Here is a 14004-nt window from a genome sequence, read left to right as displayed (position 1 = left end):
ATGATAATTTCAGTATATAATATGTTTCCATTCTAAACCCGTAATCCCCCTCTGTATAAGCAATTAGGGCTAACTGTCGTTATTCACTGGGACCCGAGAGCTATGAAGGGTAAGTGTTTTATCTTTTTTGGTAAGATGTACATAATTCAAGAAATAGAAAGGAATTGGTCGAGATGGTGAAAAAGTATGATATCGCAATAATTGGAGCCGGAGCAGCTGGTTTGACAGCCGCTTTTACAGGAGCGGGGTTCTCGAAAAGTGTCGTACTGATCGACAAGAACTTGCCGGGCGGTGAATGTACATGGTCAGGCTGTATTCCCAGCAAATCACTGATTAATATCGCTAAAGAAGTCCATCACGCCAAAAAGTACAGCCCGAACCTGGAAATCGACACATCTATTGTATTGAACGACATCCAGGACGTCATTCAAAAAGTATATGCTGGCGAAACCCCTGAAGTGCTGAAAGGGTCAGGCATCGATTTTATCAACGGCTACGCTAAATTCATCGGACCGCATTTAGTGGAAGTGAATGGAGAACGCATAGAAGCGAAGAAAGTCATTCTTTCCACTGGAACTTCTCCTATGGTTCCGCCAATCGACGGTTTGGACAAAGTGCCGTATTTGACGAATGAAACCATCTTTACTCAAAAATCTTTCCCGAAAACAATGACGATTCTCGGAGGCGGAGCGATCGGTGTTGAATTGAGCCAGGCTTTGAACCGCATCGGCGTTAAAGTGACACTTGTGGAAAAATTCGAGCGGATCTTGCCGAAAGACGAAGAAGAGCTGGTGTTGATGATCCAGCAGCGTTTGATCGAAGAAGGCGTTACGATCCATACCGGTGCCACTGCTATTAAAGCTGAACAAAAGGGCAGCCAAATCGATTTGAAAATCGAAAAAGACGGCAGCGAAACGACGGTTACGAGCGAAGGACTGCTTGTTGCGCTAGGGCGAGAAGCGAATGTCAAAGGCTACGGCCTGGAAAAAGCGGGAGTGGAGTTTACATCGAAAAGCATCACAGTGGATGATCATTTGGAAACTACGGCTAAAGGCGTCTACGCAATCGGTGATGTCGTCGGACCTTACCAATTGTCGCATATGGCGAATGCACAGGGCATTACTGCTACGCAAAACGCGATTTTGCCAATCAATAAAAAAATGGATTATGAGCATGTCACGTGGTGTACATACACGGATCCTGAACTTGGCCGTTCAGGAATGTCGGAAGAGGAAGCCCGTGAAAAATACGGCGATTCCATCCGCATCTATGAACACGATTACGCTGATTTGGATCGTGCCAATACGAAAAAAGAGAGCATTGGCAAGGTAAAAATCATTCTGGATAAAAAAGGCTTTATTCTAGGGGCGAGCATCCTGGGTGACCGCGCCGGTGAAATCATCAGCCAAATCCAGACCATCAAAGCATTGCACATCAATATGGGCAAATTATCCGGTGTGATTCACCCGTATCCAACTTACAGCGAAGTGCTAGTTAAAATCGGCAAGAAAGTATATGTCGATAATTTATTGAACCAACCGCTAGTGAAAACTTTTAATCAAGCAAAAGCAGGGGAACTTCCAGCAGGGAAAATTGCAGTTTACGGCGCTGTCGCTGCAGCGGGAATCGGCATTGCCGATATGGCGGTCAAAAATAACATCAAGCCAAAATTGGGTGTTGAAAATGGCAGTTTGAAACCGATGCCGTCGACGCCGAATGCTGTGTCATCGCAATCCCTTGACAGAGACAAATATGTTCCGGCGTGGCCATATAACGGCAGCAAAAGCGAAGCGAAAAAGAATGTCATCGGCATGTTGAAAGGCTATGAAGGCGTCACGGTTTTGCAGGATGACGACAATTACGTCTATGCGGTTGCGCGATCGAAAACGATGCATTTCAAGGACGATATCGAATTTTACTTTAACGATGCGGCGCGGCAAATCGAATTCCGTTCGGCTTCACGTGTCGGCTATTCAGATGCAGGAGTCAACCGCAAACGGTACGAAAAAATGAGAAACCGTTACTTCGGCATCTCGACCCATACCCGCAACTCATGAGCAAAGAAACCGTTCGTCAAATAGGAAAATGGCTCTTGCTTGCTCTTGCAATCGGCATAGCTATTTGGCTCAGCCGCTCGGTTTTTCAAATTGACGCGAGTAGCATACGCAGCTGGATTCTGTCGTTTGGCATTTGGGCACCCATCATCTACATCATCATTTACACAGTGAGGCCGCTGATCTTTTTTCCGGCATCGGTTTTATCCATAGCCGGAGGCTTGGCGTTTGGTGCATGGCTGGGCACTCTTTACACCATCATTGGTGCAACAATGGGTGCCATGCTGTCATTTTATGTCGCAAAAATCTTGGGGACCCGTTTGGTACGCGGAAAATGGACCGGCAACGCCGGGAAAATCCAATCCCAGATGGAACATAACGGTTTTTTCTACGTGTTGCTGTTCCGGTTGATTCCGGTCATCAATTTTGATTTGATCAGCTATGTTGCGGCGCTGGCAAAAGTCCGTTTTGGCTCTTTTGCATTGGCTACCTTTATCGGCATCATTCCTGGCACTTTTGCTTATAATTTTCTGGGCAGCAGTTTTGTCAGCGGCAACCCGAAAATCATCATTCTGGCAGCTGCAGTCTTCATTATCTTGACGGTGGTGCCGATTGTCATACGAAATCGATGGAACAAAAAACAGGCGAGCGACACCAAATAAGAAGTTAATTAACGGATTTAGGAAGTGGGAACAATGAGGAAATATTCTTTTTTAGCAATAGGGGTGCTGACGTTTGCGTTAGCGGCTTGCTCGCAGGCAGCAGAAAACGGTTCTGACACAGGATCATCAGACTTGCTGGCGAGCGATTGGCCGGCAGTAGCCGAAGCCGCCTCGGGGCAAGAAGTCAATATGTATATGTGGGGCGGCAACGACAACATCAACCGCTATCTCGATGAATGGGTAGCTCCGCGCATGAAAGAAGAACACAATGTCGAGCTGACTCGGGTGCCGATGAACGATGCGCAGGATATCATCAATCAATTGCTCGATGAGAAATCGGTCGGCAAAGCCGATGGCAGCATGGACATCATTTGGATCAACGGCGAAAATTTCAAAGCTGCGAAAGACAACGGACTGCTGTGGGGCGATTTCAGCGGACAATTGCCGAATTTTATGGATTATATCGATGCGGACGCACCTGAAATCGCAGAAGATTTCGGGGAGCCGGTTGACGGCTTGGAAGCACCGTGGGGCCAAGCGCAATATGTTTTTGTGCACGATGAAAACAAATCGCCGAAACCGCCGAAATCAATGGCGGATCTGGCCCTTTGGGTCAAAGAAAATCCGGGGCAGTTTACGTACCCGGCGCTTCCTGACTTTACGGGCAGTGCGTTCATCCGCCACGTCTTATATGAAACGACAGGCGGGCATGAACAATACGAGCAGCCCGCAGCGGAAATCGATGATCTGGACTCCCGGTTCGAACCGATGTGGCAATACTTGAACAAAATTGAACCATTTTTATGGCGTGAAGGCAAAACCTATCCGGAGAGCCTCGCCAAACAGGACCAATTGTTTGCGAGCGGTGAAATTGGTATGACGATGAGCTACGACCCAGCGCTTGCCGCCAGTGAAGTGCTGAAAGGCCGATTCCCTGAATCGACCCGTACGTTCTTGCTGGACGGGGGAACGCTTGCCAATACCCATTTCCTGTCGATTCCATTCAACTCCTCTGATAAGGCAGGGGCCATGGTCGCGATCAATGAATTGCTGTCGCCAGAAGCCCAGACCGCTAAACTGTCTCCTGAAAACTGGGGTGATTTATCGGCGCTGGATTTGGAGAAGTTATCTCCTGAACAGCGTCAAGCCATGACCGATGTGGATTTGGGTAAAGCGACATTGCCTTTGGAAGAACTGGAAGCGAATCGCTTACCGGAATTATCAGCGGATTACATTGAAATCATCGAAAAAGGGTGGATAGAACATGTTGCAAAAGACTAAGCCATTTCTTTTGCTGCTGCCAGCCACCGCCACGATTGTCCTCCTGTTTTTTGGGGGACTTTTTGATGGGCTGCTGAAAAGTCTGGGGTATTTTCCCGCTATCGGGGAAACCCAGCTAGAACTTACTGCATATACCGGGTTGCTTCGCTCACCCGATTTTTGGGAGTCGCTTGTCCTGACCACGAGAGTCGCAGCCTTGTCATCCTTGATTGCGGCGACACTTGGCGGCTTCATTGCGATTTTCGTGTTTATGTTCACTGAGTCCGCGAAATCGGGGGCTACACGATTATGGCACCGCTTGTTCCAGCTGCCGCTGACGATTCCGCATCTCGTCGGCGGCTATATCATCGTTTTGCTGTTTATGCAAAGCGGTTTTTTGTCGAAGATTCTGGCCACTGCCGGATGGATCGACAGAATCGCAGATTTTCCGGTATTGGTCAATGATCCGTTTGGCTGGGGCATCATCATGGCATATGCCTGGAAAGAGGCTCCTTTTGTATCGTTGATGATTTATCCGGTATTGACGCGCATCCACCGCTCCTGGCGCGATGTATCCAGGGTTTTTGGCGCAAAGAGCTGGCCATTCATCCGCGAAATCTTACTGCCGGCCATTTTGCCCGCTTGGACCATCGCGGCTTTTATCGTTTTTGTCTTTACATTTTCCGCATTCGAAGTGCCGTATTTGCTGGGTGTCACTTACCCAAGCATGCTGCCGGTTTATTCGTATCAGCTCTATACAAGCGGCACATTAGCTGACCGGCCGGAAGCACTTGCCGTCAATATTATCCTGGCTGCTTTGACGATTCTTCTGGGGCTAGCCGTCTATTTCTTCAGCAAGCGTTGGAATGTCTTAAAGGGGTGGGACTAATGAAGCGAAGCCCTAATTTGATCAAACTGTTTTTCTTCATCATCGCCTTCATTGTCATCGGGTTTCCATTCCTTCCATTGCTTTTGTCGAGCGTGTCGTTTGGCTGGCAATGGCCGAACGTCCTGCCTGAGTCCTACAGTTTCCGAGCCTGGGAATATGTGCTGGCCAGCAGCTCGGATACATGGCCGGCAGTAGGGGTCAGTCTGCTGATTGCGGGCATCGTCACTGCGGTGAACATCTTGCTTGCTGTACCGGCCGCCAATGCCTTGTCGCGCAATAAATTCACTGGCAAATGGCTGGCAGAAGCCATCATATTTGCTCCGATTGTCATTCCGCCTTTCGTTGCCGTCATGGGCATCCATTTGACGTTCTTGCACCTCGGATGGACAGAGACGATATTCGGCGTTGTCCTGGCTCATCTTTCGCCGACTTTGCCTTATATGGTGCGTGCGGTCATGATCAGCTATAATACTTTATCGGTCGATTGGGAAGACCAGGCACGTATGCTGGGGGCCGGTCCAGGTTCACGTTTTTTCCACGTCGTGCTGCCGCATTTATTGCCGGGCATCGCAGCGGGTGCAAGTTTGAGCATCCTAATTTCCTTGAGCCAATATTTGATCACGTTCCTCATCGGCTCGGGCCAGGTTGTGACTTTGCCGATCCTGCTGTTTCCGTTCATCAGCGGGGGAGATCCTGCCATTGCATCCGCTTATTCGCTGCTATTTGCGGGAATGGCCATCTTGACATTGCTGGTGATGGATGTAGCATTGAAGAACTATTATAAAAACAAAAAAGCCTCAACGAATAAAGACCGGCGGAGAGGAGTGGAACTGTGAACGATTTGCGCATCATCAATATTAAAAAACAATTTAAACAAACAGAGCGCAGAGGCGATCCGGCGTTTTCTCTTCAGCCCGTCCAGTTGACAATCCGCGAAGGTGAATTTTTCTCGCTGCTTGGCCCATCCGGCTGTGGCAAGACGACGCTATTGAAATTAGTCGCTGGGTTGCTTCAGGCCGACAGCGGCGAAATCTGGGTAGGCGACACCGATTTAACAACGGTCCCGTCCGAAGCAAGAAAGTTCGCGATGGTGTTCCAGCAATCCTTGCTGTTCCCGCATATGTCAGTAGAGGACAATGTGGCGTTCGGTCTAAAGATGCAGAAAGTTGGCAAAAAACAACGGCTCGATGAAGCCAGAACGATGCTGGAAAGAGTCGGCTTGCGCGGCTATGGCAATCGGTTCCCGGACGAATTGAGCGGCGGCCAACAGCAGCGCGTGGCGTTGGCGAGAGCGCTTGTTGCCAATCCCCGGGTACTGCTGATGGATGAACCGTTCAGCGCATTGGACCCGAGCCTGCGGGAAGAAATGAGGGAGCTGCTGAGCCGGATCCAAAAAGAGTTCCGCGTCACCGTTTTATTCGTTACGCATGACCGGGAAGAAGCATTTTATTTGTCGGACCGAATCGGCGTCATGAGCGAAGGGAAATTGCTGCAAGTGGGCCATGCCCGAGACTTGTATGAACGTCCTGCCAGCACAACAGTCGCTTCGTTCTTGGGATTGAAAAACATCATTCCTGGGACAGTCAGCGACGGCCGCTTTTCTTCCGTCGACGGTAACTTTGGGTTTCCGCTAGATGACACCGTCATAGCCGGATCTTGTTTTATGATTATCCGTCCGGAAGCGCTTCAGCTTGCGTCTAACGACTTTTTACCGAAAAAGGGCTTGATGCATGTCAGTGGAGTGATCCAGAAGCTGAGATTCAACCAAGGATTTTATGTATGCAACGTGCTAGTGGGCAACCAACCCTTTGAATGCGCATTATCGAGCCGAGAAATGGAAAACGCAACAGCCGGGCAGAGGGTTGAATTAATGGTGGATTTGAAAGATGTATGGATAGTGGAAAAATGAGAACTTTAATGAAGAAGTGAAGTTCGGTAAATTTATGAATGAAAAATCCGCAAATGGAACCGCTGTAAAAGCGCATGCCATTTGCGGATTTTTTAGTTTCCGGTTATCAAATTTAAAATCCCTACAATCGCATACATTGCTCCGCTAACAATCACCACACCGGCAAGGAAATAACAAAACAACTTCAGAATATCAAAAATCGCTCCGGCTAAATCATCGATGAAACTTTTCATAAGCTGAATTACTCCTTTTACTGGAATGCCTTAGCATCAAAATTTGTTATTAAAAACTTTTTAATATTTTTTAGATGAAATAATGTTAAAATATGTATATTTTAAAGTTAGAGTCATATATAGTAATAAAGGTGATATTTTGTAAAACATATTTTACCTTCGATAAAGAATAAAGCGACGTGTTAAAAACCTAGCATCGCTGTAAAAAGCAATGCAAAAAGAAAACTTGTAACGAGAGACATTATCCAATGGACTTTACTGCTCAATCCCAAAATTTTATTCACTATGAAGTTAATAATTAATATAGCTAAAAACACGACAATGAGCGTTATTGTGTAATATAAAAACAATTAGTTTCCAGCGCCTTTCGAGAATGAAATAATTTAACAGCCTTTCTTTTTAAGAAAGAACTGCTTCTTTTACTTTTTCTTTCTATTTTTTAAGCGCAAAAGGTAATATATTAGCCAGCCTATTAAAACCACTAAGAACGCAGCATTTTGATATTTGTATTCGGCAAATAACAAAACAAACATCCCAATGATCGCTATAGGCAACATGATGTAGAACCAAATTCTAACTTCTTTATTTTTAAAGCTTAAAGTGAACGGGCCATTCAAATACTCTACCTCGCCTAAACCGTTTTATTCAATATTCTAAGTATACATTTTTGGGGTTAAATGGAATATAGGATAAGTGATTTATTTATACTTAAATGAAATTTTAGATTTAGAAAATCTTTTACACCTAAAATTAAAGATTATGCATGTAAAAAGAGGGGGATTTTAAATATGGGTTTTCACATCCGGGATATGGAAAAGAGAGATATAAAAGCAGTTCAAAGTGTAGCAAGGGAAAGTTGGAAAACCACTTATACTGGAATAATTCCACTGGAAATTCAAGAAACATTTTTAGGAAGCGCCTATAGCGATAACATGATGCACAAACGCTTGGAAGTTTCTTCTCTTTACGTTGCTGAAGTGACAGGGGAAATCGTTGGTTTTGCTAATTTCTCTACAGTGAAACAAGGAGGTATTGCTGAATTGGGTGCGATATACCTCCTTTCGAAATATCATGGTAAAGGTATCGGAACAGCCCTTCTTCGGGAGGGCATTAAGAATTTAAAGGGGGCACAATCGCTTATTGCTGATGTAGAAAAAGAAAATAAATCTGGAGTAACTTTCTATCAAGCCAAGGGGTTTCATACCCATTCTGAGTTTGATGACAATCTGGATGGACTTAATACAACGATGCTTCGTATGGTCATGGACATCTAAACTAACAAAAGCATTGAAAGAAAGTTAGGATGTTCTTTCATTGTCTAACAGCTTTCAGAAATCTCTGTCATTAAATGGACAATTTTTCTTCTTTGCAGGTCCTTATTAAATGGTATAGTAATCTTACAACTCAATAGACTTTGACTTCATGTCAAGGGGGAGTAGCTATAGGGAAACCTATTTCACAGTCGTCATTACATGGTTCGTAGCCATCGGTTGTGATAGCAAAAATTTTGCTTAGCGAGACCTTTGCCTTTTATTAGGCAAGGGTCTTTTTTGTTGGCAAAAATTAGGAGGAGGATGAAAGATGGAAGCAATTTTATTGGAGTATTTGTGGGTGTTGCTGGTATTAGTTGCACTAGAAGGGCTGCTGGCTGCAGATAACGCTGTTGTCATGGCGGTCATGGTCAAGCATTTGCCGAAAGAACAACAGAAAAAAGCCTTGTTTTATGGGTTGATGGGGGCCTTTATTTTCCGTTTTGCGGCATTGTTCATGATTACGATATTGGTGGATGTATGGCAAATTCAAGCTTTGGGAGCGGCTTATCTGCTGTTCATCGCGATTAAGCACATTTACGATCAGCGGAAAGGGAAAGAACATTCCCTAGAGCCCGAAGCAACTAAAGGATCAGGCTTTTGGATGACTGTTTTAAAAGTGGAATTGGCGGATATTGCCTTTGCAATCGACTCGATGCTGGCTGCAGTAGCACTCGCAATTACACTGCCGCATTTAGGGAGTGCGGAAATCGGCGGAATCAACGGCGGGCAGTTTGCCGTTATGCTTGCCGGAGGCTTGGTTGGACTTGTCATCATGCGATTTGCCGCCCATAAATTCGTCAAGTTGTTGGCGGACTATCCGCAATTGGAAACTACAGCGTTTGTAATCGTCGGTTGGGTGGGTGTCAAGCTGTTGGTGCTTACGCTGGCGCATAAAGACTTGGGAATCCTTCCTTACGACTTTGCCCATTCCACGGAATGGAAGCTGATTTTCTGGGGTGTACTGCTCGGAATAGTGGTTGCAGGAGCATTGGTCAGTATCAAGAAAAAGAAAGCGCAAGAAATATAAGAGCGTTAAACAATCAACAAAATATGTCCATAAAAAAGAAGAAACTCATCGCCGAGTTTCTTCTTTTTTCATTGGGGGGGGGGGGAGAATCACGCTACAAGCTTTAATCCCACGGCCGCGCCCAAAACAAGAGCGATAAAGAAAATCCGCTTCGTGTCTTTGGATTCATTGTAATAAAGCATGCCCAGTATCGCCCCGCCGGACGCGCCGATCCCCGTCCAAATGGCGTAAGCGGTGCCCATTGGCAAAGTTTCCATCGCATACGCCAAAAAGGCGAAACTCGAACCGAATGCGAGCACCAACAGCGAAAAAGCTTGCCAATTTCGATCTTTGTTCAGTTTGCTGATCATTGCCACGCCGAACATTTCGCAGATTCCTGCTAAAATCAATGCCGTCCAAGCCATTATGCTTCGCCTCCTTCAACAGGTTCATCATTAGTTACTAATTTCAAACCGACTACTCCGGCTAACAACACGCCAACTAATACAATTTTTTCGATTTTAAACGGTTCATCGAAAAAAACAATCTCTGAAAGGACAGTACCTGCCGTTCCAAGTCCGACAAAAACTGCATAGACGGTGCCGACCGGCAGTTTCCGTCCCGCGTTGATCATGGCAGAAAAACTGATAACGATTGCTACGACAGTAGTAGCCCATTCCGCAAAGCCATCGGCATGCTTCAAGCCGATAACCCAAACCACTTCAAAAACAGCGGCAATGATGACTTTCAACCAATCCGAATTCATAAAATCTCCTCCTTATATTGACGGAAATAAAAAGCCTGAGAGAACTGTAACAACAGTTTCTCCCAGGCTTTTGTCCTTCCGTGACACAGCAGAGCTGTGAGTTTTCTCTCGGACCAATCCAGCGTCAGATGCTGCGGAACCCTAGAAAACATTTCAGTTATGCAATTAATGACAATAATACACGCTTCTTAAAGTATTTTCAAAAGAAAGGACTCTTTACTCTATTTTCACCTGTTTCGGAAGGAAGTTACTAAGATTCCTTCATCTTCTTTTCCATTACTTCGGCCATTTCGGATGCATCTGTATTTTCTTCCTTGTGCAATTGATCAATGATATTCTTGTAATCCGTTGGGGTTCGGTTTTGGCTGATTTTATAAGCAGCCTGAACTTCAGTCACTTGAATCTTGAAGCCGACTATTCCTTTCAGTTCTTTTTCCAGCATGGAAGGGGAAAGTGTCTCCAACAAAACAGGATGTTCTCGATGTTGTTCATATTTTTGCATCAACTTAGCCAAGTCCGCTTTTAACTCAGCTTCATCCAATAGTTTGGCTGCACCATATAAATGAACAGCTTGGTAATTCCATGTCGGAACATTTTCTTTTTCATACCACGAAGAAGAAATATAGGCATGCGGCCCTTGAAATGTGATTAGCACATCACCGCAAGTATCGAATGTCCGCCATTGGGGATTTCCATAAGCCATATGCCCAGTGATGAAATAATCATTATCTTCTTTCACCAATTGGAGCGGCAAATGCGTCGCAATGGGTTTGCCATTCTTTGTGGTGATTAATGTGCCGAATGAATTCGTGTGGATGAATTCTTGGATTTCATTCAGATCTGTGAGCTTAAAATGTTTAGGAATATACAATAGAATCCGCCTTTCAAAAATTATTGGAGTGTTTTGGTTAAAATCAAATCGACTTGCTCGTCATCGCCCATAAAGAACGAGTGCGAACCCGTTTGGACAAATCCTTTTTTCTGATAAAACGCAATAGCGTTTGTGTTGTCTTCCCACACGCCTAGCCAAATCGCCTTTTTCTTCTCGTCCAAAGCGATCTCGAATGCTTTATTCAACAGCGCTTTGCCAAGGCCGTGCTTGTGGAATTGCTTTTTTACATAAATCCGTTCAATTTCCAGTGAAGCGCCGCCCATCACTTCTGTCTGTGCCTCATCCATATTGACTTTCAAGTACCCAGCGATTTTGTCATCCCAATAAACGAAAAAGAAATGCGAAGAAGGATTAGCGAGCTCCTGCTCCAATGCATCTAAATTATAAGCCTTTTCTATATAGGCAGCCAGATGCTCAGGGGAATTTTGTTCTTTGAATGTCTCCGTAAACGTGTCAACACTAATTTTTTGAAGCTCACTTGCATTCTCAAAGTTGTACTTTTTGATGGTAATAGTCATTGGAAAGGTAGCTCCTTTAAGGTTAATAGTTTCGCTTATGGCCTTTTTTGACGGATTCCCAATCTTTTTCGATATTTTTTCTGATTCGCTGCAGCATTTGGAACGTCATTTCGGTTTCTTCTTCCGAAAAGCCCTCTAATGCGACAAAATCGGAATGTTCATTTTCTCTTTTGATGAAAGGGTAGACCATTTTCCCTTTCTCGGTGGGGAAGAGCCGTTTGATTTTTTTGTTGTCAGGATCATCTCTTTTTTCAATAAAACCACTTGCTTCAAGTTTTTGAATAGCGCGCGTTGCGGTAGAGCGATCTACTTTGATTAAATCGATTAATTGTTCTTGAATGATTCCTGGGTTTTCAAAAATCCGCACCACGTATAAGTATTGGCCTTTCGTCAGATCGAATTCTTTAAACTCGATGTTGCTGATGGAATCCAATGCTCTTGCAATCATGCCAATTTCGCGCAAAATTTCTTTCATATCAATCCCCTTAGTGAATGTTCTATTGTAAAAGTAACTGAATTCAGTTTAATGTATTTTTATTGCATTTGCAACAAAAAATCTCCATTTAAGAATCAATGCATGAACGTTAGTGAAGTAGTGTAAACTTAATTTGAAGAATTATTTACTCTGCTTGTTGAAAGGAAGGGAAAAATATGGATTTCGAAACAGTCATGCAAGAGCTTGAAGCTCTTGGCAAGGAACGAACGAAAAAAATATACCTGTCCAATGGTGCTCACGAGCCGCTTTTTGGCGTAGCTACAGGGGCGATGAAGCCCATTAAGAAGAATATAAAAATAGACCAGGATTTGGCTGACAAGCTTTATGCCACTGGCAATTACGATGCCATGTACTTTGCAGGCGTTATCGCCGACCCGAAAGCAATGACAAAGGAAGACTTCGACCGCTGGATGGAAACGGCGTATTTTTACATGATTTCCGATTATATTGTAGCAGTGACTTTGTCAGAATCGAACATTGCACAAGACGTTTCCGATAAATGGATTGCAAGCGGCGATGAACTGAAGATGTCCGCCGGCTGGAGTTGTTATTGTTGGCTGCTGGGCAACCGCAAAGACGAGGAGTTTTCAGAAAGAAAAATTTCCGATATGCTTGATACCGTGAAAAATACGATTCATATTTCTCCGGAACGCACGAAATCTGCGATGAATAATTTTCTTTATACTGTGGGAGTTTCCTATTTGCCGCTCCATGAAAAAGCGCTGGAGATATCAGCCGAAGTAGGCATAGTGGAACTGAAAAAGGACAATAAAAAAAGCAGTTTCCTGAACGCTTTGGAAAGCATTGAAAAAGAAAAGGCAAGAAGCAGGATCGGTTTTAAGCGGAAGTATGTAAGATGTTAAAATAAAAACAGCACCAGCATATAGGATGGGAGAGGATGGAAATGGACAGCGGACACAACCATTCCCATGGCAAGAACAAACGGACGCTGAAAATTGCGTTTGGGATTACGGCTGCATTTATGATTGTCGAGTTCATCGGCGGTTATCTGACAAACAGCTTGGCGTTGATTGCGGATGCTGGCCATATGCTGAGCGATTCGGTGTCCCTCGGCGTCGGCGTTCTGGCATTTACGCTCGGAGAAAAAGCGGCAAACCGTTTCAAGACCTACGGCTATAAACGTTTTGAAATACTGGCGGCGGTCTTTAACGGAGTGACGTTAGTGCTTGTCGCAGTTTACATTTTTTACGAAGCGTACCACCGTTTCGCCGATCCTGTGGAAGTGAAATCACTGGGAATGCTGACGATTGCCGTAATCGGGCTGCTCGTGAATCTGTTGGTGGCATGGATCATGATGCGTGGCGGCGATACAAAAGAAAATCTGAATGTGCGCGCAGCGTTTTTGCACGTGCTAAGCGATCTGCTGGGATCAGTCGGTGCGATTATCGCTGCTTTGCTGATTTTCTTCCTCGGCTGGAACTTTGCCGATCCGCTGATGAGTGTTATCGTTGCGTTGCTTGTATTGACGAGCGGATGGCGCGTTACAAAAGAAGCAGTTCATGTGCTGATGGAAGGGACCCCGCGCAATGTCGACCTTGACGAAGTGGTAGTGGCCATCAAAAACATCAACGGAGTGGTCGACATCCATGACCTCCACGTCTGGAGCATCACAAGCGGCCAAAATTCTTTGTCAGGGCATGTCGTGATTAAAGAAGGCACAACGTTCGAGGAATGCCAGCAGCTTTTGCGCCGGATTGAAACGGTTTTGGCAGACATGAAAATCGGCCACGTCACGATCCAAATGGAAAACAAAGAACATCCACACGACAACAACATCATCAGCCGGATTCACGAAGAACACGGCGGCCATGAACATCATAAGCATTAGAAAAATTGCCCGGCACGCCGTTTACATTGGCTTGCCGGGCAATTTTTTCATTTATGAAGTGCTGGTTTGAATTGCTGTAAGTTAAAGGTGATTTGACGCAAGTAACTCCCGTTTGCTACAAGAAAAACATAATTTGCCGCAAATAAATCTTGTATTC

At 45.0% G+C, this 14004-nt stretch carries 16 protein-coding genes and 1 riboswitch; of the genes, 10 read left to right on the top strand and 6 right to left on the bottom strand.

Going from position 1 to position 14004, the window contains the following annotated elements; translation table 11 throughout:
• The first annotated feature begins 173 nt into the window (after positions 1-173).
• The 6 genes from AC4EHB_RS03830 to AC4EHB_RS03805 are packed head-to-tail and all read left to right on the top strand — an operon-like array spanning position 174 to position 6774.
• The gene (locus tag AC4EHB_RS03830) at positions 174-2057 is read left to right on the top strand and encodes an FAD-dependent oxidoreductase (RefSeq protein WP_490980710.1); all 1884 of its coding nucleotides are present in this window, start codon (positions 174-176) and stop codon (positions 2055-2057) included.
• Entirely contained in the window at positions 2054-2716 is a 663-nt protein-coding gene (locus AC4EHB_RS03825) for a TVP38/TMEM64 family protein (protein WP_490980709.1), read from the top strand. Before AC4EHB_RS03830 ends, AC4EHB_RS03825 begins: the two co-directional genes overlap by 4 nt.
• Before the next feature lie 33 nt (positions 2717-2749).
• Complete coding sequence (locus tag AC4EHB_RS03820; RefSeq protein ID WP_490980708.1) at positions 2750-3997, top strand: ABC transporter substrate-binding protein; 1248 nt, start codon at positions 2750-2752, stop codon at positions 3995-3997.
• Complete coding sequence (locus tag AC4EHB_RS03815; RefSeq protein ID WP_490980707.1) at positions 3981-4865, top strand: ABC transporter permease; 885 nt, start codon at positions 3981-3983, stop codon at positions 4863-4865. The genes AC4EHB_RS03820 and AC4EHB_RS03815 overlap by 17 nt, the downstream gene beginning before the upstream one ends.
• Positions 4865-5701 (top strand): ABC transporter permease, encoded by an 837-nt coding sequence (locus AC4EHB_RS03810; RefSeq protein ID WP_490980706.1) that lies wholly within the window; start codon positions 4865-4867, stop codon positions 5699-5701. The genes AC4EHB_RS03815 and AC4EHB_RS03810 overlap by 1 nt, the downstream gene beginning before the upstream one ends.
• Positions 5698-6774, top strand: coding sequence for an ABC transporter ATP-binding protein (locus AC4EHB_RS03805; protein WP_490980705.1), 1077 nt, complete (start codon positions 5698-5700; stop codon positions 6772-6774). The genes AC4EHB_RS03810 and AC4EHB_RS03805 overlap by 4 nt, the downstream gene beginning before the upstream one ends.
• Before the next feature lie 92 nt (positions 6775-6866).
• Here the strand turns inward: AC4EHB_RS03805 and AC4EHB_RS03800 are convergent, their stop codons facing one another.
• The gene (locus tag AC4EHB_RS03800; RefSeq protein WP_490974264.1) at positions 6867-7007 is read right to left on the bottom strand and encodes a hypothetical protein; all 141 of its coding nucleotides are present in this window, start codon (positions 7005-7007) and stop codon (positions 6867-6869) included.
• A gap of 788 nt (positions 7008-7795) precedes the next feature.
• Here AC4EHB_RS03800 and AC4EHB_RS03795 point away from each other — a divergent pair.
• Both AC4EHB_RS03795 and AC4EHB_RS03790 read left to right on the top strand, forming a co-directional pair.
• Positions 7796-8281 (top strand): GNAT family N-acetyltransferase, encoded by a 486-nt coding sequence (locus AC4EHB_RS03795; RefSeq protein WP_490980704.1) that lies wholly within the window; start codon positions 7796-7798, stop codon positions 8279-8281.
• Between the two features lie 307 nt (positions 8282-8588).
• The gene (locus tag AC4EHB_RS03790) at positions 8589-9347 is read left to right on the top strand and encodes a TerC family protein (protein WP_490974262.1); all 759 of its coding nucleotides are present in this window, start codon (positions 8589-8591) and stop codon (positions 9345-9347) included.
• An 89-nt stretch (positions 9348-9436) separates the two neighbouring features.
• On the opposite strand, the gene AC4EHB_RS03785 is transcribed toward AC4EHB_RS03790, so the two are convergent.
• The 5 genes from AC4EHB_RS03785 to AC4EHB_RS03765 all read right to left on the bottom strand — a co-directional run bounded on the left by AC4EHB_RS03785 (position 9437) and on the right by AC4EHB_RS03765 (position 11977).
• A complete protein-coding gene (locus AC4EHB_RS03785) occupies positions 9437-9751 on the bottom strand; it encodes a DMT family transporter (RefSeq protein WP_490974261.1) in 315 nt (104 codons plus the stop codon).
• The gene (locus tag AC4EHB_RS03780) at positions 9751-10092 is read right to left on the bottom strand and encodes a DMT family transporter (protein ID WP_490974260.1); all 342 of its coding nucleotides are present in this window, start codon (positions 10090-10092) and stop codon (positions 9751-9753) included. Before AC4EHB_RS03780 ends, AC4EHB_RS03785 begins: the two co-directional genes overlap by 1 nt.
• Before the next feature lie 57 nt (positions 10093-10149).
• Positions 10150-10248, bottom strand: a riboswitch (guanidine-I (ykkC/yxkD leader).
• A 94-nt stretch (positions 10249-10342) separates the two neighbouring features.
• Positions 10343-10963: an FMN-binding negative transcriptional regulator gene (locus AC4EHB_RS03775; protein ID WP_490980703.1), complete on the bottom strand. Its 621-nt coding sequence runs from the start codon at positions 10961-10963 to the stop codon at positions 10343-10345.
• 20 nt (positions 10964-10983) lie between these two features.
• The gene (paiA, locus tag AC4EHB_RS03770; protein WP_490974258.1) at positions 10984-11502 is read right to left on the bottom strand and encodes a spermidine/spermine N(1)-acetyltransferase; all 519 of its coding nucleotides are present in this window, start codon (positions 11500-11502) and stop codon (positions 10984-10986) included.
• A gap of 22 nt (positions 11503-11524) precedes the next feature.
• A complete protein-coding gene (locus AC4EHB_RS03765) occupies positions 11525-11977 on the bottom strand; it encodes a MarR family winged helix-turn-helix transcriptional regulator (RefSeq protein ID WP_490980702.1) in 453 nt (150 codons plus the stop codon).
• A 176-nt stretch (positions 11978-12153) separates the two neighbouring features.
• Between AC4EHB_RS03765 and AC4EHB_RS03760 the strand changes: the two genes are divergently transcribed.
• Together AC4EHB_RS03760 and AC4EHB_RS03755 are read left to right on the top strand one after the other, a co-directional pair.
• Positions 12154-12861 (top strand): DNA alkylation repair protein, encoded by a 708-nt coding sequence (locus AC4EHB_RS03760; RefSeq protein ID WP_490980701.1) that lies wholly within the window; start codon positions 12154-12156, stop codon positions 12859-12861.
• Between the two features lie 41 nt (positions 12862-12902).
• Positions 12903-13847 carry a cation diffusion facilitator family transporter gene (locus tag AC4EHB_RS03755; protein WP_490981485.1) on the top strand — a complete coding sequence of 315 codons (945 nt, stop codon included), beginning with the start codon at positions 12903-12905 and terminating at the stop codon, positions 13845-13847.
• Positions 13848-14004: the final 157 nt, after the last annotated feature.

The sequence above is a fragment of the Planococcus sp. TJ-302 genome (genome assembly GCF_058268455.1).
Note: the sequence above shows the minus strand (reverse complement) of the source record. Positions and strands in the feature narration are given on the sequence as shown.